Origin of the sequence: Thioclava sp. F36-7 (genome assembly GCF_002020075.1) — a bacterium.
In the GTDB taxonomy this organism is placed as follows: domain Bacteria; phylum Pseudomonadota; class Alphaproteobacteria; order Rhodobacterales; family Rhodobacteraceae; genus Thioclava; species Thioclava sediminum.
The window spans coordinates 110,430-132,944 of record NZ_MPZR01000011.1; the positions used below are offsets into that span (position 1 = coordinate 110,430).

Annotated in this window: 18 protein-coding genes and 1 pseudogene; 12 read left to right on the plus strand and 7 right to left on the minus strand. The window is 62.8% G+C overall.

Features of this window, described 5'->3' with window-relative positions; all coding sequences use genetic code 11:
* Positions 1-8: 8 nt before the first annotated feature.
* From BMI89_RS18190 to BMI89_RS18200, 3 genes are all read left to right on the plus strand, one after another.
* Positions 9-2,123, plus strand: a complete 2,115-nt coding sequence (locus BMI89_RS18190) for a YjbH domain-containing protein (RefSeq protein WP_078572255.1) — start codon at positions 9-11, stop codon at positions 2,121-2,123.
* Positions 2,102-2,767: a YjbF family lipoprotein gene (locus BMI89_RS18195; protein ID WP_143593943.1), complete on the plus strand. Its 666-nt coding sequence runs from the start codon at positions 2,102-2,104 to the stop codon at positions 2,765-2,767. Before BMI89_RS18190 ends, BMI89_RS18195 begins: the two co-directional genes overlap by 22 nt.
* A 99-nt stretch (positions 2,768-2,866) precedes the next feature.
* Positions 2,867-3,202 (plus strand): hypothetical protein, encoded by a 336-nt coding sequence (locus tag BMI89_RS18200; protein WP_078572257.1) that lies wholly within the window; start codon positions 2,867-2,869, stop codon positions 3,200-3,202.
* Positions 3,203-3,664: 462 nt separating this feature from the next.
* On the opposite strand, the gene BMI89_RS18205 is transcribed toward BMI89_RS18200, so the two are convergent.
* A complete protein-coding gene (locus tag BMI89_RS18205; protein WP_246832068.1) occupies positions 3,665-4,906 on the minus strand; it encodes a glycosyltransferase in 1,242 nt (413 codons plus the stop codon).
* Between the two features lie 229 nt (positions 4,907-5,135).
* On the opposite strand from BMI89_RS18205, the gene BMI89_RS18210 reads away from it, so the two are divergent.
* The 4 genes from BMI89_RS18210 (at position 5,136) to BMI89_RS18225 (ending at position 9,966) form a co-directional block, all read left to right on the plus strand.
* Positions 5,136-6,293: a polysaccharide biosynthesis/export family protein gene (locus BMI89_RS18210; RefSeq protein ID WP_246832069.1), complete on the plus strand. Its 1,158-nt coding sequence runs from the start codon at positions 5,136-5,138 to the stop codon at positions 6,291-6,293.
* 3 nt (positions 6,294-6,296) lie between these two features.
* Entirely contained in the window at positions 6,297-6,743 is a 447-nt protein-coding gene (locus BMI89_RS18215; protein ID WP_078572259.1) for a low molecular weight protein-tyrosine-phosphatase, read from the plus strand.
* Positions 6,744-6,804: 61 nt separating this feature from the next.
* Positions 6,805-9,021 (plus strand): polysaccharide biosynthesis tyrosine autokinase, encoded by a 2,217-nt coding sequence (locus BMI89_RS18220; protein WP_246832070.1) that lies wholly within the window; start codon positions 6,805-6,807, stop codon positions 9,019-9,021.
* Between the two features lie 39 nt (positions 9,022-9,060).
* On the plus strand, positions 9,061-9,966 hold the full coding sequence (locus BMI89_RS18225) for a glycosyltransferase family 92 protein (RefSeq protein ID WP_078572260.1): 906 nt from the start codon (positions 9,061-9,063) through the stop codon (positions 9,964-9,966).
* On the opposite strand, the gene BMI89_RS18230 is transcribed toward BMI89_RS18225, so the two are convergent.
* From BMI89_RS18230 to BMI89_RS18250, 5 genes and pseudogenes are all read right to left on the minus strand, one after another.
* A complete protein-coding gene (locus BMI89_RS18230) occupies positions 9,963-10,775 on the minus strand; it encodes a glycosyl transferase (protein WP_078572261.1) in 813 nt (270 codons plus the stop codon). The genes BMI89_RS18225 and BMI89_RS18230 overlap by 4 nt on opposite strands.
* 72 nt (positions 10,776-10,847) lie before the next feature.
* On the minus strand, positions 10,848-11,543 hold the full coding sequence (locus tag BMI89_RS18235; RefSeq protein WP_078572262.1) for a sulfotransferase: 696 nt from the start codon (positions 11,541-11,543) through the stop codon (positions 10,848-10,850).
* A 113-nt stretch (positions 11,544-11,656) separates the two neighbouring features.
* Positions 11,657-12,769 (minus strand): annotated as a pseudogene (locus BMI89_RS18240) (TadG family pilus assembly protein); the annotation flags it as partial.
* A gap of 24 nt (positions 12,770-12,793) precedes the next feature.
* Positions 12,794-13,003 (minus strand): pilus assembly protein TadG-related protein, encoded by a 210-nt coding sequence (locus tag BMI89_RS20945; protein ID WP_168176834.1) that lies wholly within the window; start codon positions 13,001-13,003, stop codon positions 12,794-12,796.
* Position 13,004: 1 nt separating this feature from the next.
* Positions 13,005-13,394 carry a TadE/TadG family type IV pilus assembly protein gene (locus BMI89_RS18250; RefSeq protein WP_165756979.1) on the minus strand — a complete coding sequence of 130 codons (390 nt, stop codon included), beginning with the start codon at positions 13,392-13,394 and terminating at the stop codon, positions 13,005-13,007.
* Positions 13,395-13,624: 230 nt separating this feature from the next.
* Between BMI89_RS18250 and BMI89_RS18255 the strand changes: the two genes are divergently transcribed.
* Together BMI89_RS18255 and BMI89_RS18260 are read left to right on the plus strand one after the other, a co-directional pair.
* Positions 13,625-14,785: an RsmB/NOP family class I SAM-dependent RNA methyltransferase gene (locus BMI89_RS18255; protein WP_078572265.1), complete on the plus strand. Its 1,161-nt coding sequence runs from the start codon at positions 13,625-13,627 to the stop codon at positions 14,783-14,785.
* 153 nt (positions 14,786-14,938) lie between these two features.
* Complete coding sequence (locus BMI89_RS18260) at positions 14,939-17,305, plus strand: ATP-binding protein (protein ID WP_078572283.1); 2,367 nt, start codon at positions 14,939-14,941, stop codon at positions 17,303-17,305.
* On the opposite strand, the gene BMI89_RS18265 is transcribed toward BMI89_RS18260, so the two are convergent.
* The gene (locus tag BMI89_RS18265; protein WP_078572266.1) at positions 17,297-17,899 is read right to left on the minus strand and encodes a hypothetical protein; all 603 of its coding nucleotides are present in this window, start codon (positions 17,897-17,899) and stop codon (positions 17,297-17,299) included. The two genes, BMI89_RS18260 and BMI89_RS18265, sit on opposite strands and share 9 nt — an antisense overlap.
* Before the next feature lie 215 nt (positions 17,900-18,114).
* On the opposite strand from BMI89_RS18265, the gene recA reads away from it, so the two are divergent.
* The 3 genes from recA to BMI89_RS18280 all read left to right on the plus strand — a co-directional run bounded on the left by recA (position 18,115) and on the right by BMI89_RS18280 (position 22,267).
* Positions 18,115-19,182: a recombinase RecA gene (recA, locus tag BMI89_RS18270; protein ID WP_078550501.1), complete on the plus strand. Its 1,068-nt coding sequence runs from the start codon at positions 18,115-18,117 to the stop codon at positions 19,180-19,182.
* A 125-nt stretch (positions 19,183-19,307) separates the two neighbouring features.
* On the plus strand, positions 19,308-21,962 hold the full coding sequence (gene alaS / locus BMI89_RS18275; protein ID WP_078572284.1) for an alanine--tRNA ligase: 2,655 nt from the start codon (positions 19,308-19,310) through the stop codon (positions 21,960-21,962).
* Positions 21,962-22,267, plus strand: coding sequence for a DUF1330 domain-containing protein (locus BMI89_RS18280; protein WP_078572267.1), 306 nt, complete (start codon positions 21,962-21,964; stop codon positions 22,265-22,267). Before alaS ends, BMI89_RS18280 begins: the two co-directional genes overlap by 1 nt.
* Positions 22,268-22,515 lie beyond the last annotated feature (248 nt).

Genomic DNA, 22,515 nt, shown 5'->3' on the forward strand with positions numbered 1-22,515 from the left:
TTGCAGACATGTTGGTACGCCCCTACCGCTCCCGTTTCCTCTTCCTCGCGATGGCGAGCAGCGCGCTCGCAGGGGTCGGGTTTGGTCCCGCCTGCGCGCAATCCGCCGATCGCGCGTGGGGCTATAACAGCTATGGCATCCCCGGCCTGATCGACATGCCTGTCGCGGGCAGCCGCGAAGATGCGGAGCTGGGCTTCAACGTCTTCACCTTCGCAGGACAAACCCGCGTCTCGGCCGCGTTCCAGATCACACCGCGCCTGTCGGCAGGCTTCCGGTATTCGACGATCAAGAACTACATGGGCGGCGATACGCTCTACGACCGCAGCTTCTCGATCCAGTATCGTTTCCTCGACGAGGGCCGCCTTCGGCCCGCGATGGCCATTGGCCTCAACGACATGACCGGCACCGGTGTCTATTCCGGCGAATATGTGGTGGCGACCAAGTCGGTCACGCCGAAACTGCGCGCGACGGCAGGGATCGGCTGGGGGCGGCTTGGGTCGAACAACGGCTTCGACAATCCGCTGGGCGTGCTGGGAGATCACTTCAAGACACGCGGCGAACGCACCGGGGCGCAGGGCGGGACTTTCCAGCCGCAGCAATGGTTTACCGGGGATGCGGCGCTGTTTGCGGGCGTCGAATGGCAGGCGACGGACCGGCTGCGTCTGATGGCGGAATATTCCTCCGACGCCTATACCCGCGAGGACGGCCCGACCTTCGATCGCAAATCTCCGATCAATATCGCCGCGCAATACAAGCTCAGCGACAACGCCTCGATCACGGCGGGCTATCTCTACGGCACCGATCTGAGCGTGCAGCTAAGCTACGCGCTGAACCCCAAACACAACGCCCATCCGAGCGGGCTCAATGACGCGCCGCCGCCGGTCGTGCCGCGGGCGGGCGTCGAGGCCGCGCAAAGCTGGACGAACGATCCGGCCTATCTCGCGGCGAAACTCCGCCCGGGCTTGGCGCAGCAAGGCCTCGTGCTGGAAGGCGCGAAGCTCAATGGCTCCACCCTCGCGATCCAGATCCGCAACGATCGCTACAACGCGCCGCCCGAGGCGATTGGGCGCGCGGCCCGCGTGCTGAGTGCGCAGGCCCCGGCGAGCGTCGACCGCTTCGCGATCACTCTGTCGGAAAATTCGCAGCCCGTCTCGACCACGACGATCCGCCGTAACGATCTCGAGGCCTATGAATTTCACCCGGTCGGCGGCGAGCTGATGCGGGCCCATGCGCAGATCGATGGTGCGCCCGCTCACCTTCCGGTAGCGCCCGGGACCTATCCCCGCTTTTCGTGGAATGTCGGGCCGTATCTGCGCCCGGGCCTGTTCGATCCCGACGATCCGATGCGCGCCGATCTGGGTGTCAGCGTCAATGCGCAATACGAGATCGCACCGGGCCTGCTGCTGTCCGGGCGCGTGAACCAGAAGGTAATCGGCAATCTCAATCAGGCGAACCGGCCCTCGGATTCGGTGCTGCCGCATGTGCGCTCGGATGCGTGGCTCTATTACAAGAATTCCGGCCCCACGGTTCCCGAACTGACGGGGGCCTATTTCTTCCGTCCCGGTCGCGATCTCTTCGGGCGTGTGACTGCGGGCTATCTGGAGCCGATGTTCGCGGGCGTCTCGACCGAGCTGCTCTGGGCACCCGAACACAGCCGTCTCGCGCTCGGGGCTGAGCTCAACCGGGTGCGCCAGCGCGGCTATGACCAGCGGTTCGATCTGCGCGATTACGAGGTCACGACGGGCCATCTGTCGGCCTATTACCAGTTCACCGACCAGTTCTATACGCAGCTCGATGTGGGCCGGTATCTGGCGGGCGACTGGGGGGCGACGCTGAGCTTCTCGCGCGTTTTCGACAATGGCTGGAAGGTCGGTGTCTATGCGACGAAGACCGATGTGTCCTCGGCAGATTTCGGCGAGGGCTCCTTCGACAAGGGCTTCATGATCACGATCCCGCTGCACTGGGCGACGGGTCAAACGACGAAGCAACGTTATTCGACGGTGATTCAGCCGATCGTGCGCGATGGCGGGGCGCGGCTGGGGGTGTCGAACCGGCTTTACGGGATGGTGCGCGAGGATCAGCCCGCCTCCTTCGACGGCAATTGGGAGCGGTTCTGGCGATGAGATCACTCGTTTTCGGTGCGGCGCTGCTGGCGCTGGGGGGCTGTGCGCAGCTCGAAAATCTGAGCAATACCGTGACGCTCTCGGGCAGCCGTTCCGCGGGGCAGGGCGCGACTGCGCCGACTGCTACAGCTCAAGGCGAGGGCGTCGGCGTGAAGGTTGTGACGCAGACCGCTCCTGCGCGCGGTCTCGAAGTGGTCATCCCGTCGCGCGACGCCAATGCGACCCTGTCTCTGGCCGGGCGTAACGGTACGGTCGAGACCTGGCGCACGGATGACGACATCACGGTGTCCGTGGATCGTGGCGTGGTGGTTGCAACCAGAGGTTTAGGCGATGATCTGATGGCCGCGGATTCCGGACCGACGCTCGCCGCCCTTCGCGGGACGAAGATCGGCGCCTATCGCAGGACCTACCGTTTCCTCACGGCGGACAACCATTCCGATTATGTCCTGCTTGGCTGCGAAATGACGACAGCCGGAAACGAAACCCTCGCGGGGCAGAATTTGCTGCGTCACGAAGAAAAATGCAGCAATCCGAAAATGACCGTCACCAATATTTATTGGACCAATAAAAAGGGACGGATCCAAGCCGGGCGGCAATGGGTTTCCCCTACTGTCGGGCAGATCGCGATTGGTGTGCTCAACTAAGCCGGTTGAACCGTTCGGGATTAATTAACCCTATGGTTCACCAAAAGATTAATATAAGATTATCATGTCTTACCTATCCCAACCTAATCGGAGGTTTCGATGACGAAGTTCTTTACCGGTGCCATTGCAGTGGCAGCTACTCTCGCCGGCGCCCTTCCGGGTGCGGCCCAGGATCTGCAAGCGCCGGCCAATCTCAGCCATGACGCGCTCGTCGCTTGGGCAAAAGCCAATAACGTTTGTGAAACGGCCGTTTCCGATGCCCTTTACAACGCCGACGGGAACGTCGCTGTGACTTGCACGCCCAAGGCGACGAAGAGCACTCTTAGCGGCGCCACCCCGGTCGCAGCGGTGATCATTGGTGTCGGTCTTGCAGCGGCTGCGATGGGCAGCGGCGGCGGTACCAATGGGACCAACGGGACCAACGGCACGAACTGATCCGTTCGAGCCGAGAATAAGAAGGGCCCCGCATCTGCGGGGCCTTTTTGATTCGGGCTAAACCTAAGTCAGGCCAGAGAAACTGTCCAAATGGACAGCGGCTCCAGCAACTTTATTTCATGCCGATTCGCGCATCCTGTGATATGACATATTTGTGACGGGTATGAGGTGAATGGGGATTCACGCGATGCTTACGGGACTCGCAATTTTTCCTCTCGCGGCTCTGGTGTGGATGATGCTCTGCGAGAGTGTTGCACCTATGCAGGACGAAGCGCCGTATCGCGAGGTGGCTAAGTAGGGACCGCTTGGGCCGGTTACGGCCCCGGCGAGGTGGTGACGAGCGCCGATCCGCGCAGGATAGGTAAGACTCAATGCGCCAATCAGCGCTCGGCGCCACCTGAAAAGATACACGCAGACATGCTGCGCCACCTTGAGGCCCGAGTTGATAAGGGCCTATTTGCGTTAGATTTTTACCCGTTCACGGCGGGAAGTCGCCATCGCTCGACGCAATTTGCTGCCAAGCGCGACGCGGCGGTAGATCAGCATGTAGCAGACGAAGACCACGCCCACGCCTGCACCGAGGGCTGCGGGGGAGGTCGCGCTGAGCACAGTGATGGAACATGCGATCAAGCTGAGCGACCAGAGCACAACCGAGGTGATCGGATTGCGCATCTCCGGGCGTCCGAGCGACTCGGCGATTCGTTTCGCGCGGCTGCGATAGACGAGGCTGTGGAGATGCAGGCGGTCCGCCGCCCCAGGATGCGTGCCGTCCCGCTTCATGCGACGGCGAATGGAGACCACGGTTTCGATCCACGGATAGGCGAGTGCGAGTACGGCGATCAGCGGGGAAATCTCATGATTTCGGGCGGGAAGGACAATTCCGATCACCGCGAGCACGAACCCCGTCGCATAGGCCCCGGCATCGCCGTAAAACAGCTTGCCGGAGGGGAAATTCATCACAAAGAACCCCGCAATCGAGCCGATCATCAGCAGACAAATCGCGAGGATCGGTCCGTCATTGGTCTGTCCAGCGATCACCGCGAAGGCGGAGAAAACAATGATCGCGGAGCCGGAAGCGAGCCCGTTCACGCCATCGATGATGTTGAGCGAATTGGCGATCCCGCCGATCGCGATGGCGCTGAGCGCGATGCCGAAGGCCGGGTAGTGGAGCAGCACGTAGTCGAGGCCGGGAATGTCCGAGCGATGAATATGATAGCCGGATACGAGGCAGAAGATCAGCCCGGCGCACACGGTGGCGATTAGGCGCCACTTGGCGGAGACTTTCTTGGTTATGTCCTCGATCGCGCCGGAGCCGAAGGCGGGAATGGCGCAAAGGCAGATCGTCCACCAGAGCGCCTGCGTCTGCGCATCGAGCGTCAGACCCGCAGCCAAAGCGCCTGCGAGGAGCGCAAAGCCCCCGATGCGCGGAGTTGGAGCTGCGTGGATTTTCTGGATACCATGATCGCCGTCGAGCGTGAGTTTGCCATGAAAGCTCTTGGTCGCAACGATCAGGACCGCCATTAACAGCGACGCAACAAAAGCTGTCACAAAATACTCAAGACCAATCATACACTGCCCCCCGGCAATAAAAATCATTATCGCGGCGGCAAATCTTAATATTTTGCTAACGCGATAGGGTGAAAAATAATGAAAATCGTACGAATACCGTCGATAGAGATACTTAACTTTGTTCCCGGGGGTCAACGTCCTTTCACACGCCTTAGGCGAGTATTCGCGACAACGCCTCATCACCTCTACGTGAGGTCTGGGGTGACGTGGCGTCGCCTGAACGGTGTCACGAACGCGATGAAATCAATCCGGTTTCACGCTGTGCGCTGCTCGCCACAAGGTTGAACGGTTTGGCGGGCGATTCATGCCGAAGTATGAATGGGCGGTTGAAAACAGCGACAGCTTCTCTATTCAGAGGCGCTAGATGAAGCCCGTCTCAGGTCCCTTGGCCGAGGAATGGGTGGCAGGCATAGGTTATGAGGCTCAGGAGGGCACGATGGGGGCAATGACGAGGATTTTCGCGGCGCTTTGCGCGTTGCTCTTTTTGGCCTCCTGCGACACCTCGACCACAAATTTTCCGGTCAACACCCGCAATGTCAGTTCCGTCGAGGATCCGGCGGCGGGCGATGTCGCGATCGTTCGGCTCAGCCTCGCCAATGTTGCCACCTTCGGCGCACCGTCCGATCTGAGCGGCGGACGCACGACGCTGCCCTCGAGCGACTACTGGAACTACCGGATCGGGCCGGGCGACCTGCTTGATATCGTGGTTTATGAGCATCCCGAGCTGACCTCGCCCGCGGGCTCGACCCGGACGCCCGCCGAGGGTGGTCTGCGCGTCAATTCGGACGGCACCTTCTACTATCCCTATGTCGGCAATGTGCGCGCCGCGGGCCGCACGCCGGAGCAGGTGCGCGCCGATCTCTCGCGCCAGCTGAAGGAGTTCATTCCCTCGCCGCAGGTGTCGGTGCGCGTCGTGGGCTACAACTCGCAGACCGTCTCCGTCACCGGCGAGGTGGGCAAGCCTGCCCGGATCCCGCTGACCTCCAAGTCGCTTACGCTGCTTGATGCGATCAACGAGGCGGGCGGCCTGAATGAGACGGCCGATGCGCGCCAGGTGCTCGTCCGCCGCGGCGGGCGCAGCTACGCGGTCGACCTGCAGGCCTTCCTCAACCAGGGCATCGCCTCGAACAACCCCGTGCTGCGCAATGGCGATGTCGTCTCGGTGCAGCGCGCGACGAAGCTCGAAGCCTATCTCCTGGGGCAGTTGGTGAAACCCGGCCCGATCGACTTGACCAAGGATGACGTGAGCCTCACCGAAGCCGTCACCTCCGTCGGCGGGCTGAACACCAATCAGGCCGATGCGCGCGGTGTCTTCGTGTTCCGCGACAGCCCGAGCGGGGTGATCGTGTTCCAGCTCGATACGTCGAGCGCGGCGGCCTACGTGGTCGGCACGAAATTCTTCCTGCATCCGCAGGACGTCGTCTATGTCACGACCGCACCAGTCGCGAAATGGAACCGCGTGGTCTCCAACATCCTTCCGACGCTGAGCACGGCGCGCGCGGCCTCCGCGCTCGCGAACTGATCCATGGCGAAAGTCGGATCCATCCTCGTCGTCTGCGTCGGCAATATCTGCCGCTCCCCGGTGGGCGAACGGCTTCTGGCCGCGGCCCTGCCGGACTGCAAGGTCAGCTCGGCGGGCATCGGCGCGGTTGTTGGCGCGAGTGCTGACAAGACCATGACCGAGGTCTGTGCGGAACACGGGCTGAGCCTCGACGGTCACGTCGCGCGCCAGTTCACCGCCGAAATCGGCGCCGAGCACGAATTGATCCTCGTGATGGAGGCGGGCCACAAGCGCGAGATCTCGCGTCGGGCGCCGCAACTGGGCGGGCGGGTGATGCTGTTCGATCAATGGATGGGAGGCAAAGGGATCGCCGACCCCTACCGGGAACCGATCGACGCCCATCGCAAGGCCTTCACCGAGATTTCCGCCGCGAGCGAGGCATGGGTCTCGCGGCTCGCACCGAAACGTTGATCCGCGTCACGGCGGCATAGGCGCGGTTTTGAATAAGCATTTGAGAGTTTGAACGGGACAGATGAAGCAAATTTCCGAAATGACGCAGAAACACGCCGCGCAGCCCGAAGTCGAGGATGACGAGATCGACCTGATGGCGCTGGCTGGCGCGCTTCTGGCGGGCTGGAAATGGATCGCGCTGGCCTTCGTCATCGCCGTGAGCCTCGGTGCCTTCATCGCGCTGCGCAAACCGGTGATCTATCAGGCCACCGGTCTCTTGCAGCTTGAGCAATCGCAAAACGCGTTGGCGGCACTCCCGACCTCGATGCAGGACATTCTCGGTAGCGACGGTGGCGGCAAATCGGAGGCGGAAACCCAGATCGCGATCATGTCTTCGCGGCTCGTTCTGGGGGAGGCGGCCAACAAGCTCAATCTGCAGAATTTCGTGATCCCGCGGCGCTTGCCGGTGATCGGACTCCTGCCGACCAATCTGCATCTGCCGGATCCGGGTTTGCTCGATCAGTATCAATGGGGGACTGAGAGCCTTCAGATCGGGCGGATGAAGGTGCCGGAGCAATGGCTGGGCGAGATGATCGACCTGCGCGTCACCGGTGCGGATAGCTACGAAGTCACGCTGCCGGACGGGACCGATCTCGCTGGCACGGTGGGCCATGAGATCACGGCACGTGATGGAGACTTTACCTTGGCCGTGGCGTCGATGGATGCCCCGGCCGGTCGGGAATTCTTCGTCGGGCGGCAATCGCTCAACGCCGCGATCAAGACGATGAAGGCGAATTTCTCGGTCTCCGAAAGTCCGCGCGGCTCGAACATCCTTCAGACCTCGTATCAGGACACCGATCGGCAGCGGGCCGAAGCGATCCTGAATGCGATCGCGACCTCCTTCGTGGAACAGAATATCGAGCGCAATTCGGCCTCCGCCGAGAACAGCCTCGATTTCATCGAAAAGCAGCTTCCCGACGCCCGCCAGAACGTGTCCGACGCGGAGCAGGCGCTGAATGCCTATCGTCAGAAGCAAAAGTCGGTCGACGTAAAATACGAGACGCAGGCCCTGCTGGAACGCGTCACCAAGATCGAAGGGGAACTGTCCGCGCTCGATCTGAAAGAGGCGGAGCTGAAGAACCAGTACACGGTCAATCACCCGGCCTATCAGGCGCTGCTGCAGAACCGCAAAGAGCTGCAGGCGCAGCTCGATCAGGCGAAGAAGGCGACCCAAGGTCTGCCGGAGACGCAGAAGGACATCTTCAACCTGCAGCGCAATCTCGAAGTGGCGCAGCAGGTCTACACGCAGCTGCTGAACCGCTCGCAGGAACTGAAGGTTGTGCGCGCCTCCACGGTGGGATCGGTGCGCGTGATCGACAAAGCCTATGCGAGCACGATCCCGGTCGCGCCGCGCAAATCTCGGATCGTGGCCCTCGCAGCGATCCTCGGCCTGATCATCGGGGCGGCCATCGTGCTGATCCGTCGCGCGCTGCGCCGGGGGATCAAGGGTGCTGAAGAGATCGAGGCGCTCGGCCTTCCGGTCTTCGCAACCGTGCCTTTCGCACAGGAAGCCGCCGATCTGCGCAACCGTAAGGGGGACCTCCCGATCTTCGCATTGGAGCACCCCGAGGCGGTCGCGACCGAGGCGCTGCGCTCCTTGCGCACCTCACTGCATTTCGGGCTGCTGGATGCGCAGACCAACTCGATCCAGATTACCTCCGCCGCGCCGGGCGTCGGCAAGACCTTCATGTCGATCAACCTCGCCGTGGTCGCGGCGCAGGCAGGGCAGCGGGTCTGCGTGATCGATGCGGATATGCGCAAAGGCTACCTCGCGCGCTTCCTGCATCTGCCGAAAACGGTGGAAGGCCTGTCCGACTATCTCGGCCATGAGAAATCCCTGGCCGAGGTGATGCGCGACGGGCCGGTCGAGGGGCTGAAAGTCATCACCTCGGGCCGTTACCCACCGAACCCATCGGAACTGCTGATGCGGGCCGAGTTCGGCACCATGCTGCGCCAGCTCGACAGCGAATTCGATCTGATCATCGTCGACGCTCCGCCCGCGCTGGCCGTGACCGACCCGGTCGTGATCGGACGCTCTGTGGGCGCGAGCATCGCGGTCGCGCGCCATCTCGAGACGATGCAGGGCGCGGTGCGCGCGGTGCAGGCGAGCTTCGAAGCGGCGGGCACGTCGATTACCGGTGCGGTCCTCAACGGCTTCAAGGCCGAGGCGAGTGAGCGCTATGGCGGCCATTACCAATATCATTATAACTACCGCTACAGCTACAAATCCGACGACTGAGCGGGGGCGTCCCGTTCGTGACTCGGACGGGAGGCGCGAATGCTGCGAAAACTGCTGGGCCGGGCGAAAATCTCGAAGCTCGGGATCACCACGCCCGAGCCGCGTCCGGACCGTCATGGCATCGCGATTGCTGCGATCGTGCGCAATGAGGCGCGGTTCATCCGCGAATGGGCGCGGTTCCACCATGCGGCAGGCGTGCGGCATTTCGTGATCTATGATGACGCAAGCACGGACGATACCCGCGCGGTGCTGCAAGGCGCGCTACCGCCCGAGGCGCTCACGATCATTCCCTGGGCACAACGGCTCAGCGATATCCGGCTGGGGCGCGAGATCCACAATCAGGTGCTCGCCTATGCCCATGCAGCAGGGAATTTCGGGAGCGACGTGCGCTGGATGGCCTTCATCGACGTGGACGAATTCCTGATCCCCACTGCGGGCGACGATCTGAACGCCGCACTTGCGCCTCTGGGCGATATCCCGAATGTCTCGCTGCCGTGGCACATGTTCGGCTTCTCTGGCCATGACACGACGCCTGAGGGTGGGATGCTCGCCAATTTCACCACCCGTGCGCGCGATCCGATGGGGGATGCGCCGGGGCTGCGGGCGTTCAAGATGCTCGTCGATCCGTGCCGCCTGACGGCGCTGCGCGTCCATTCGATGGAGACCGAGGGCGGGCAGGCGACGTGGAACGACGCCGGGGTGAAATCCGACATGAGTGCGCGCGACAAGCCGGAGTTCTACTCCACCGCTGCCGTGCAGCTGAACCACTATTACACGCGCTCGAAAGCCGATCTGGAGGCCAAGATCGCGCGCGGGCCGAACCTTGTGGCCAAGCGCGAGGCCTATCGGCGCAAGGTGATGCGCACGGTCAACAGCGTCGAGGCCGATACGGTCGAGGATACGCGCGCCCGCGATCTGGCCGCGCGCCTCGGGATCACCGGTTAAGGATCCTTGCGCCAGTTCTCCTCGACCCATTTCGTGGGCCAGAGGAAGTGGCGCAGGTGGCGCAGCATCGAGCCGTCCCGTTCGCCGCGCAGGCCTGCCTTCACATGCTCCATCGGTGTCATGTGGGTCGAGCGGCTGTTCCAGCGCCCCTCGATCGCGTCGATCGGGTTCAACCCGCCGGGGAAGATCACGACTTTCGCATCCTTCGGCAGTTTCGGCGGCGCGAAGAAGTTCATCGGGAATTGCCGGATGCAGTGCCACTTGAAGGTCGCAACCCAGCCCTTCGGCCAGAACTTCACGCCGCCCGGCGTGCGCCGCGTCACGAAACGCTGCTCGAAGACGTATTTCTCCGCCGTGCCCTGCGGATCGGCGAGAAATTCCGCGCGCAGTGGCGCCAGCTTGCCGATCGGGAAACGGTAGAGCGAGGTCTGGCCCAGCCGTTCGAACGGGGTGTTCGGGTTGCGGGTCAGGATCACGTCGTCGGGGTCGCCATATTCGAACATCGCATCGAGATTGCCGGTCACGACCACGTCGAGGTCGAGAAACAGCACCGGCCCGGACAGCCCGCCCAGATCGGAGCGCCAAAGCCGCGACTTGCCCCAGATGCCCTGACGCACATTGGGCATGTCGCAATCGAGTTCGGGCAGCGGCATCGCGGTGATGCCGGGATCGAGCCCTTCGAACGTGTCGGTGAAGCAGTAGAAATCGAAGGGCGGCGTCACATGGCGCGCGACCATTCCGTAGAGGCGGTTGACGTAATCGACGCCGTATTTCTCACCCCAGCGGATACAGATGATCTGTTTCTTCATGCGACACCTTTTTGAGTTACGCGCCCTCAATAGCCCCAGCGGGCGGGGCCGTGCAATCGCGGATCGGTGGGGTCAGCGGAAGAAGCGCGGCCGCAGATGGGCGTTGAGCTTTTTCGCCAAGCGCTTGAGCGGATGCATCTTCTTGCCGCGCGTGCGCCCGATATCCTGCAAATCCGCCGCATCGAGCCCATAGGAGGGCAGGCGGGCCGCGAGGTCGTCGGCGCTGTCATTGTCGAGATCGAATTCCACGTATTGATCCGGCTTGTCGGCCATATAGGCGCGCACATCGGCCAGATGCGCATCCCATTCCGCGCGCCATTGATCCTTCAGTACTTCGAGATCGGTCAGCCCTCGTGCCGCCAGTTCGCGCTTGGCAAACTCGCCATGGCCATGCTTGAGGCGCGAGGCGATCCAGCCCTCGCGGTCGCGGAAGTTCAGCAGCAGGATCGTGTCGGGATAGTCGCGCAGGATTTCGCGGAAGGCGGTGGCACCTTCCCAGGTTACCGTGCCGTCGCTGTAGATCAGGTCGCAATAGAAGGTGAAATCCTCGGCGCTGGCGAAGACCTTGCGCCCGGCGGCGAGGTTCTCGCGCATCACCCGGCCGATGCGACGCGGCACGGGGCGGCCTTCGCGGATCTTGTGGTGAACGGTGGGGTGGCCTGCTGCGCGAAACAGCTCGGCCAGCGAGCGCGTGCCGCATTTGTTGAACCCGATTGCGACGACGCGCGGCAGGGAGTGCGGTTGCGCGGAAGCGGCGCGATCAGGCATGGCGACCTCGGAGCGAGTGAGACAGGAGCGGCGAAAACGTAACCTCTCCTATCCCATCTTGGGCGGATCGTTTCAATCGCGCTTTGCGCGTCTGGCGACCCGCCGCGAGCCGGTTACATCCGTAGCCGGAAGTAGCTCATCTCGATATTGCCTTCCATTCCGGTATCGCAATGACCGAAGCGCGAGTTCGAGGTGCCGTCGATCTTGCCGCCGGAGACGATCGCGACGCCTTCGATCCCCTCGGCCTGTGCCGAGAAGCTCACATCCTTCACCGCGAGGATCTGGCCGCCGAAGAAGGAGATTTTCGCTGCGGACGAGACGCCGCCCATGGTGATCAGTTTCGCGCCGCCGTCAGGTGCGCAATTGTCATCGCGCCCGATGCGCAGCCCTTGCGGAGCGGAGAAGCTACGATCGTCGGTCGAGGTGTTCGCGAAGATCGCGTTTTCGAGTGCAACGCCATTGCCGAATTTCACCGGGCAATCCGCGATCACAGCGACTTCCGAGATCACGGCGGGATCGGTCGTCACGGTGTCGTCGACTTTATTCGGGACCGAGATCGTCACGCTCGAATTACAGTTGAGCACATAGAGATTGCCGGGTTCGAAGTCGGTGGTGTCGAGCTTGGTGCCGGTCAGCACGGTCGGGCTCTTGTTGGTGATGTAGGCGGGCAGATAGCCGGTGCCGTCCCGCATCGACTCGATGATCTTGGGAATGCGGTCGATGATGCGCAACTTGTAGAACGAGGTGCGCAGCGCCTCTTGCAGCCCGTCATTCTGCTTGAACCCCGAGGCGGGGATATCGAGCTTGCTGGTGTCGGGCATCGACACGATCGCGCCACTCTCGAAGAGGTTGTTCTGATTGAGCGAAACATATTGCGCCGCATAGAGGCAGAAGCCCGAAGCGAAGCTGTTGCCCGATTGCAGGTCGATCACGCCTTTCGCGGCCAGACCTTCGGTGAGGCAGGCGGGCTGATAGGCTTCGGCCACGGCGCCGGTGTTGATTTGCCAACCGTCCTGACCGATCACCTTGCCGAAGAAGGTGGGTGCGGCGTTCGCGCGCTCGGTCGTGCGATGGGCCATCACGCGGACCGCCGGGCTCAGATCGAGGTCTTCGGCGTAATCCGTGACGAAGCGGTGATTGGTCGCGTCGTAATAGCCGAAGGTCACGTCGTCTTTGGTGATCACCGAAGTCCCGTCATCGGAGGCGAGGTTGGAGTGGGCCAGCTGGGCCGCACGGGTCTTCGCCTCGTCTTAGGTGATCAGCGGGTCAGAGGAGAGATACATCGCGCCGAGCGCCGCCGCATCGGCCGCGTCCTGCATCACCACCCGATTGCGATAGCCGTTCGAGACGTCGAGCGCGAGGCTGCCGACAGCGAGGAACAGGATCGTCCAGAACAGCGAAAGCTGGGTGATCACGCCATCTTCTTCAGCGGTAAAATCGGTAATCGTTACGCGGTTCATGTCAGGACTCCATGTAGCGGTAGTCGTGGACCGTGAGGTCCATGTTGAGAACTCTGGTGAAAAGACCTGTAGCGACGAGCTCGGACATCGGGATCGTGACGCGGGTCTCGATGATCCCGTCGGTGACTTGCGTGTCGACCGTATAGGTGGTCTCGTCATAGGGGAGCAGGGCGCGCAGACGCGCCATCGTGTCCTCGTCATTCTCGAACCGCCCGACCGAGTAGGCGCGATCGACATCCTGCACGATACCGAGGATCCGCGACTGGGCGTTGAAGATGAGGGAAACGTCGACGGTCGCGGCGAGCATCCCGATAAACAACGGCAGCCAGAGCAATGCTTCGATCGTTGTGGCGCCGTCTTCGGCGGAGAAGAAACTCTTTAAACGCTTCAAGACAGGACGCCCCATGGTTGAAAACGGTTGATTAACTATCTCCAGTTGCAAAAAGCGAAACTACCGCGGCGTAAATATGGCGAAATTGCGAAATTGAGGCAGAAATTGATCGGAATCGACACATTTGGGCGCGCGATGCTTCGGGCTGCGGTCTTTGCAGCGCGACGTTGCGCCGGTCCCCGCCGCCGCCTACAACGCCCCAAGACCACAGCTTAATTCGGAGCTCGCCCATGACGCCCGCCGCGCGCTATGCCGCCGCCATCGATATTCTCGACCGCATCCAGACGGGCGAGGTGGCCGAGCGTGCGCTGACCAACTGGGCGCGGGGCCACCGGTTCGCGGGCTCCAAGGACCGCGCGGCGATCCGCGATCACGTCTTCGATGTGTTGCGCTGCAAGGCGAGTGCCGCGCTTGCCGGGGGCGGGGCGCAGGGACGCGCCTTGGTCGCCGGGCTGCTCCGTTTGCAGGGCACCGATCCCGCAACGGTCTTCACAGGCGAGGGCTTTGCGCCTGATCCTCTCTCCGACGAGGAGCGCGCGGCCCTGTCCAAGCCTTTGCCCGACGACATTGCGCAATTGGACTGGTCCGATTGGCTGCGCGACCAGCTTGCCGCCGATCTCGGGCCGGACTTCGACGACATTTCCGAGGCGATGCGCGCCCGCGCGCCGGTCTTCTTGCGCGTCAATCTTGCGAAAGCGGACCGTGCCGAGGCGATCGCCGCGCTCGCCAAGGACGGGATCGAGGCGTTCCCGCATCCGCTGGCAGAGACCGCGCTGGAGCTTGGCGAAGGCGCGCGGCGCATTCAGCAGGCGGCGGCCTATACGGACGGTCTGGTGGAGTTGCAGGATGCGGCGTCGCAAGCGGCCATCGCGTCTGTGCCGATCGCGGCGGGTCAACGCGTGCTTGATTATTGCGCGGGTGGCGGGGGCAAGGCGCTGGCGCTGGCGGCAGCCTGTCCCGAGGCGCAGATCGCCGCGCATGACATCGATGCGGGGCGGATGCGCGATCTGCCCGTCCGTGCGAAACGGGCCGGGACGAAAGTGGCCATGCGCGCGCCGGGCGATCCTGGGACGGGCTATGACCTCGTCTTGGTCGATGCGCCCTGTTCGGGCTCGGGGACCTGGCGCCGGGCGCCGGATGCGAAATGGCGTCTGAGTGCTGCGCGGCTGGCCGAACTCGTCGCCCTGCAGAGCGAAATTCTCGACGTCGCCCGCGACCTCGTCGCCCCCGGCGGACGTTTGGTTTACATGACGTGCTCGCTTCTCTCGGTCGAGAATGGCGCGCAGATCGCCGATTTCGTGACGCGTCACGGCTGCGAGCTCGTGTCGCAGCGGCAATTCACGCCGCTCTCCGGTGGCGACGGGTTTTTCGTAGCCCAGCTCCAGCTCTGATTTTTCTGCCACTTTTGTCGCCCGGTTCACGGCTCCGTGATTGACTCAATCGTCAGTTGAAAGTCTAGTCGCGTTAATTGGGTTTTAATTATTTTACCGCGCTATGGGGTCGATCTGTCAGGCAGGGAGGCGAGCGTGGGGCGGAACGAATTGATGCTGCAGCCACTCTCGAAGACGATGGCGGCGCTGGCGCCGGGTGCGGTCTATTTGCTGCTTGCAGCGGGAATTGCGGCGGCGATTGCCTTCGTGATGCCCGATGAGGTGGTGACCTGGGCGATGTTCTCCGTCGCGGGGACGCTCGTGATAACGGCGGTCTGGCTGCGTCTGGCCTTGGCGCAGGATCGAAGGCGGCGCGCACGACAGCAGGAAACGCTCGCGAATTTCATCGCCCATGACGCAGCCCCCAGCTTCACTACGGATCCCGAAGGCGAGATCGGCTATCAGAACCGCGCCGCCGTGGAGCGGTTCGGCTCGCGCGGCGGGCAGGGCCTGGCGCGAACCCTGGCGGAACTTTTCGCCGATCCCGGCGCGGTGTTGCGCCGCCTGCAAAGCAAGGCAGAGGCGACGGGGGCCGCGCGCGAGGATCTCGTGACCCGGCGCGGCCATCTGCGGCTCTCTGTTCATCGTATCGGCTCGGGCGATTTTCTCTGGCGGCTCGAAGATATGGCCGAACGGACGATTGGCGGGCGCGGCGCGGAAACGATCAGCTTGCCGATGCTCACCGTCTCCAATGGCGGCACGATCCTGTTCATGAACGAGGCGCTGCGGCGGCTCGTGGGGGAGCGGGTGCGCTCCCTCGATCGCATCTTCACCGATCTGCCGCTGCGCTCGGGCGAAGAGCACGAGATCAAGGGAGAGGATGGCCCCGTCACCGCGGTCGTGGCCCAGCTTGAAGGCGTGGGCGGTCGATCCGAGGTTTATCTGCTCCCGATCGGTGGGCCGCGCTCTGCCGAAGAAGGCGCGAATTTCGAGGCGCTGCCGGTCGCTATGTTGCGCCTGTCGGCCCATGGTCGGGTGCGCGCAGCCAATCGTGCCGCGCGTGGCCTCCTTGGCGGGATCGAGCCTCAGACCCGCCTTGCCGACCTCCTCGAAGGGCTCGGGCGGCCAGTCTCGGATTGGGTGAACGACGCGCTCGCAGGCCGCGCCGATGGCCGTCCCGAGGTGCTACGCGCTCGGCGCGGCGACAAGGAGGTCTTTCTTCAGGTCACACTCTCGCGGATCGTGGAAAACGGGCGTGCGGGGCTGCTCGCCGTGCTGTCCGACGCGACGCAGCTCAAGACGCTCGAAGCGCAATTTGTGCAAAGCCAGAAAATGCAGGCGATCGGTCAGCTTGCAGGCGGTGTCGCGCATGATTTCAACAACCTGCTCACCGCGATCTCGGGCCATTGCGACCTGCTGATGCTGCGCCACGACAAGGGCGATGGCGACTATGCCGATCTCGATCAGATCAGCCAGAATGCCAATCGCGCCGCCGCGCTTGTGGGGCAATTGCTTGCCTTCTCGCGCAAGCAGACGCTGAAGCCGGAGATCCTCGATCTGCGCGATACGCTTTCCGATCTGACCCATCTGCTCAACCGGCTGGTTGGCGAGAAGGTCGTCCTGAGCGTCAAGCATGAAAGCGATCCCGGACGGGTGCGCGCGGACAAGCGGCAACTCGAACAGGTCATCATGAACCTCGTGGTGAATGCGCGCGACGCGATGCTCGGCGGGGGCGAGATCCGGATCGAGACCGACGCGGTGCACCTTGCCGAAAACCGCACCCGCGACCGCGTGGCTGTGCCGAAGGGCGACTATGTTGCGATCAAGGTCACCGATACCGGTACCGGTATCGCGGCCGATAAATTAAGCAAGATTTTCGAGCCCTTCTTCACCACCAAACGCACCGGCGAGGGTACAGGGCTCGGTCTTTCGACCGCCTATGGCATCGTGAAACAGACCGGCGGGTATATCTTTTGCGATTCCGTTCTGGGGACGGGGACGAGCTTCACGATCCTTTTGCCCGCCTATGAAGCTGGTGACGAAAGCGATACGCCGCGCGCCGACGGCGCTGCCGCGGAGGCGCGAACTGCCCCGCGTGGCCCCACGACACCTTTCGTCATGCCCAAAGCGGAAGCTGCGCCGTGCGCGACAAAGGCGACCCCCGTGATTGCCGGCGAGGCGACCGTGCTTCTGGTCGAGGACGAGCCCCCGGTGCGCGCCTTCGCCGCGCGCGCGCTTAAACTGTGTGGTTACACCGTGCTGGAGGCCGAAAGCGCGGAAGAGGCGCTGGAACTGCTCGAAGATGCGGATTTGCAGGTCGATATCTTCGTCACCGACGTAATCATGCCCGGGCTCGATGGGCCAAGCTGGGTCAGCCGCGCGCTCGAGGCGCGGCCGGGCACGCGCACGGTCTTCATGTCGGGCTATGCAGAGGAAGTGTTCCAGAACGGAACGTCCCCCGTACCGGATTCGGTCTTCCTGCCGAAACCGTTCTCGCTGAGCGAGTTGACCGCGACGGTGCAGGACTTGCTCTCACGCTAAGGCGCGGGTGACCCGATCATAGAGCGCAAGATCGTCTTGCATCGCAACCCGCAGCGCGGCCTCGGTCTCGGGGGCGAGCCCGGTCTCGACTGCCGGGGGGACGTTTACGCGGGGCAGGGTGATGGCGAAGCCGAGCTGGTCCTCGAGGAAATGAACGAAATCCTCGATCCGCTCATACGGAAAAATCCGGTCCACCAGCGGCGTGCCCGCATCATCACACAGAAATGCGGCCTGACTGGGCACGTCACTGAACCCTGCGCGCGGGTCCTCGATGTAGTCGCGCGCGAATTGGTCGAAGGAATAGCCGGCTGAAATGTCGCTTTCCTCTATCAAATCGCGCAGTCGAAAACGATAGAGCGACCGCAACCAGTCGAGCGGCTCGCGCATCAGCGCGACCGTGGTGAAGCTGGCCTCGGTCTTCGACGACAGCAACGGCGCAAGATGATCCTGAAAATCGCGGGCCGAGGCGTGTTTGAGAACAGCCGGACGGGTCAGTGCGACGTCGGCCAAAGACTCCAGCGCGGTCTCGACCGCAGAGGAACCTGCCTTCGGCGTGGCGAGGAAGACGAGTTTTTGTGTCCAGAAAATCAGCATCTTGGCGGGTCAGCTCCTAACTGAGCCGGTGATAATCATTCGGCCGACGCGGGTAAACCGTTTCTTAACCGAATTGGCGGTTCAGTGAGTTGTGGAAAATTTTGTTGTAATGTTCACGTTCTGTGCGCATAGTGCGATCAGAACATGAGGTGAACATTCGCGCGAGGGCGTCGCATTGCCGACCAGCCGTCGCTGTGAAATAAGGAAGCGGACAAATGGCAGTAGCGAAGCTTTTCGATATGGATAAATCTCCCAAGGCAGACAAGCAAAAGGCGCTCGACTCGGCGCTGGCGCAGATCGAGCGGCAATTCGGCAAAGGCTCGATCATGAAGCTCGGCGGCGACACGCCCGCGCGCGAGATCGAGGCGACCTCGACCGGTTCGCTGGGCCTCGATATCGCGCTTGGCATCGGCGGGCTGCCGAAAGGCCGGATCGTCGAGATCTATGGCCCGGAAAGCTCGGGCAAGACGACGCTGACGCTGCACGCGATCGCGGAAGAGCAGAAGAAGGGTGGCGTCTGCGCCTTCGTCGACGCTGAACACGCGCTCGATCCGCAATATGCGCGCAAGCTTGGCGTCGATCTCGACGAGTTGCTGATCTCGCAGCCCGACGCGGGCGAGCAGGCGCTGGAAATCGTCGACACGCTGGTGCGCTCGGGCGCGGTCAGTCTCGTCGTGGTCGACTCGGTCGCGGCGCTGACGCCGAAGGCTGAAATCGAAGGCGATATGGGCGATCACACCGTGGGGGCGCAGGCCCGTCTGATGAGCCAGGCAATGCGCAAGCTGACCGCCTCGATCGGGCGTTCGAACTGCATGGTGATCTTCATTAACCAGATCCGGATGAAGATCGGGGTTATGTTCGGCTCGCCGGAGACGACGTCGGGCGGCAACGCGCTGAAATTCTACGCCTCCGTGCGTCTCGACATCCGCCGCATCGGCTCGATCAAGGATCGCGATGAGGTGGTGGGCAACCAGACCCGCGTGAAAGTGGTTAAGAACAAGGTGGCCCCGCCGTTCAAGCAGGTCGAGTTTGACATCATGTATGGCGAGGGCATCTCGAAGATGGGTGAGCTGGTCGATCTGGGCGTCAAGGCCGGGGTCGTCGACAAGGCTGGCGCCTGGTATTCCTACGGGGACGAGCGGATCGGCCAAGGCCGCGAAAACGCGAAGACTTTCCTGCGCGAGCATCCCGATGTCGCCTATGAGATCGAGGACAAGATTCGCGCGAGCCACGGGCTCGAATTCGACAAAATGTCTGAAGATGACGCGCTGACCGAAGACTGATCGTCACCGCAAATTCATGCAAAGGCCGGGAGCGTCGTCTCCCGGCCTTTTTGCGATTGCTGGACAGGGGGAAGGGGCGGCGTTAAACGGGACCGAACATGCCCGATCAGGCGAGACAGGACGATATGCCCAGCCTTAACGAAATCCGCTCCACTTTCCTTAATTACTTCGAGCGTAACGACCACCGGGTCGTTGACAGCTCGCCCCTCGTTCCGCGCAACGACCCGACGCTGATGTTCACCAATTCCGGCATGGTGCAGTTCAAGAACTGCTTCACCGGGGTGGAAAAGCGCGAGTACAACCGCGCAACGACCGCGCAGAAATGCGTGCGCGCCGGCGGTAAGCACAACGACCTCGACAATGTCGGCTACACCGCGCGCCACCATACGTTCTTCGAGATGCTGGGGAATTTCTCCTTCGGGGATTATTTCAAGGAAGACGCGATCCCGTTCGCTTGGGAATTGCTGACCAAGGATTTCGACATTCCGAAGGACAAGCTGCTGGTCACGGTCTACCACACCGATGACGAGGCGGCGAATATCTGGAAGAAGGTCGCAGGCCTGCCCGACGAGCGGATCATCCGCATCCCGACCTCCGACAACTTCTGGCAGATGGGCCCGACCGGTCCCTGCGGTCCCTGCACCGAGATTTTCTTCGATCACGGCGACCATATCTGGGGTGGTCCGCCCGGTTCGCCCGAGGAAGATGGCGACCGGTTCATCGAGATCTGGAACCTCGTCTTCATGCAGAACGAGCAGTTCGAGGACGGCTCGATGCGCGCGCTCGACATGCAGTCGATTGACACCGGCATGGGGCTCGAGCGGATTGGCGCGCTGCTGCAAGGCAAGCACGACAATTACGACACCGACCTGATGCGCCACCTGATCGAGGCCTCGGCCAACGCGACCGATGGTGCGCCGGACGGGCCGGGCAACGTGCATCACCGTGTGATCGCGGATCACTTGCGGTCGACCTCGTTCCTGATCGCGGATGGCGTGATGCCCTCGGCGGATGGGCGTGGCTACGTCCTGCGCCGGATCATGCGCCGCGCGATGCGTCACGCGCACTTGCTGGGCGCGAAGGATCCGGTGATGCACCGTCTCGTGCCGTCGCTGATCCGCGAGATGGGTGCGGCTTACCCCGAGCTGGGCCGGGCGCAGGCGCTGATCGAAGAGACGCTTCTGGGCGAGGAAACCCGCTTCAAGACCACGCTCGATCGCGGGCTCAAGCTGCTCGACGAGGCGCTTGTGGACCTGCCCGAAGGGGAACGACTGCCGGGCGAGACCGCGTTCAAGCTTTATGACACGTTCGGCTTCCCGCTCGATCTGACGCAGGATGCGCTGCGCGAACGTGAGCGCGAGGTCGATACCGAAGGGTTCGACGCCGCGATGGAAGAGCAGAAGGCCAAGGCGCGCGCCAGCTGGTCCGGTACCGGCGAGGCGGCCAATGCCGCGATCTGGTTCGACCTGTCCGAGAAACTTGGCGCGACCGAATTCCTGGGCTACGACACCGAGACCGCCGAAGGTCAGATCACCGCGCTCGTAACCGATGGGGCCGAGATCGGCAAAGCGACCGGCGAGGTGCAGATCGTGGTCAACCAGACCCCGTTCTACGCCGAAAGCGGCGGTCAGGTCGGCGATCGCGGTTGGATCGTGACCGAGACGGGTAAAGCCGAAGTTACCGACACCAAGAAAGTCGCAGGCGTCTTCATCCATTTCGCGCGCGTCACCGAGGGCGAGATCGCTAAGGGGCAGGGCGCGAAACTGGAAGTCGATCACGCACGCCGCAGCGCGATCCGCGCGAACCACTCGGCCACGCACCTGCTGCACGAGGCGCTGCGTCGCACGTTGGGCGATCACGTGGCCCAACGCGGCTCGCTCAATGCCGAGGATCGTCTGCGCTTCGATTTCTCGCATAACAAGGCGCTCTCGGCCGAGGAAGTCGCGAAGATCGAACGCGAAGTGAATGAATTCATTCGCCAAAACACGCAGGTCGATACCCGGATCATGACGCCGGACGATGCGCGCGATCTGGGCGCGCAGGCGCTGTTCGGCGAGAAATACGGCGATGAGGTTCGCGTCGTCTCGATGGGCGAGTTGGCGAATTCCGGCAAAGGCACGAACGGAAATGTTTATTCGCTCGAGCTTTGCGGCGGCACCCATGTGAAGCGGACCGGCGATATCGGCACCTTCGTCCTGACCGGCGAAAGCGCGTCCTCGTCGGGCGTGCGTCGGATCGAGGCGCTGACCGGTGATATCGCGATGGCCGAGCTGCGCCGCCGCGACAAGCTGCTGGGCGAGATCGAAGGGCTGGTGAAAACCTCCGAGGCCGATCTGCTCGGACGTCTGCAGGCGATCCTCGACGAGCGCAAGGCGCAGGCCAATGAGATCGCGCAGCTTCGTCGTGAGCTTGCGATGGGCGGCGGTGCCTCCGGTGGTCCGGATATCAGCGAAATCAACGGCTTGAAGTTCGTTCCTCAGGTTGTTTCCGGTGTGACCGGCAAGGACCTTCCGGGGATCGTGGACGAGCTGAAAGAGAATGTCGGCTCCGGCGTGATCCTCGTGGTGGCCGATGCGGGCGGCAAGGCGGCCGTAGCGGCTGGCGTGACCAAGGACCTGACCGAGCGCGTCAGCGCGGTCGATCTGGTGAAAGCCGCGGCGCAGGCGCTTGGCGGCAAAGGCGGCGGCGGTCGTCCCGATATGGCGCAAGCCGGTGGGGCCGATCCGTCGAAAGCCGATGAGGCCATCGCGGCCGTGAAAACTGTTTTGGAGGGATTGTAATGGCAGGCGCATTCTGGATCGCCCATGTGAAGGTGCTCGACGACGACGCCTATGGCAAATACGCCGAGGGCGCGGGCCCCGCGATCGCGAAACATGGCGGACGGTTCCTCGCCCGTGGCGCACGCTATGTGCAGCTCGAAGGCAATGACCGCGCGCGCAACGTCGTTGCATGGTTCCCGTCGCTGGAGGCCGCCGAGACCTGCTACTACTCCGACGAGTATCAGGCGGCGCTCGCCCATGCCAAAGGCGCGTCCGAGCGGGATCTGATGATCGTCGAGGCGATGGACGACGTCGAAATCAAGTGAAGATCGACCTGTAAGACACTGATCGGAAACCTTTTAGAAGGCGGCTTCGGCCGCCTTTTTCTATGACGTTGCTCCCGGTCGTTTTTGCTCTGGACCTTCGGGCGCGCTGCGTCCTATGCTGCCGCCATGACCACGAAGACCATCATCATCTGCTGCATTATCCGCTGACATACGTCACGCGGGCTGGTCTTCTCTTTCCAAATTTCTCATGACCTTGTAAGCCCGCCGGCAGGTGCCGCCGACCCTTT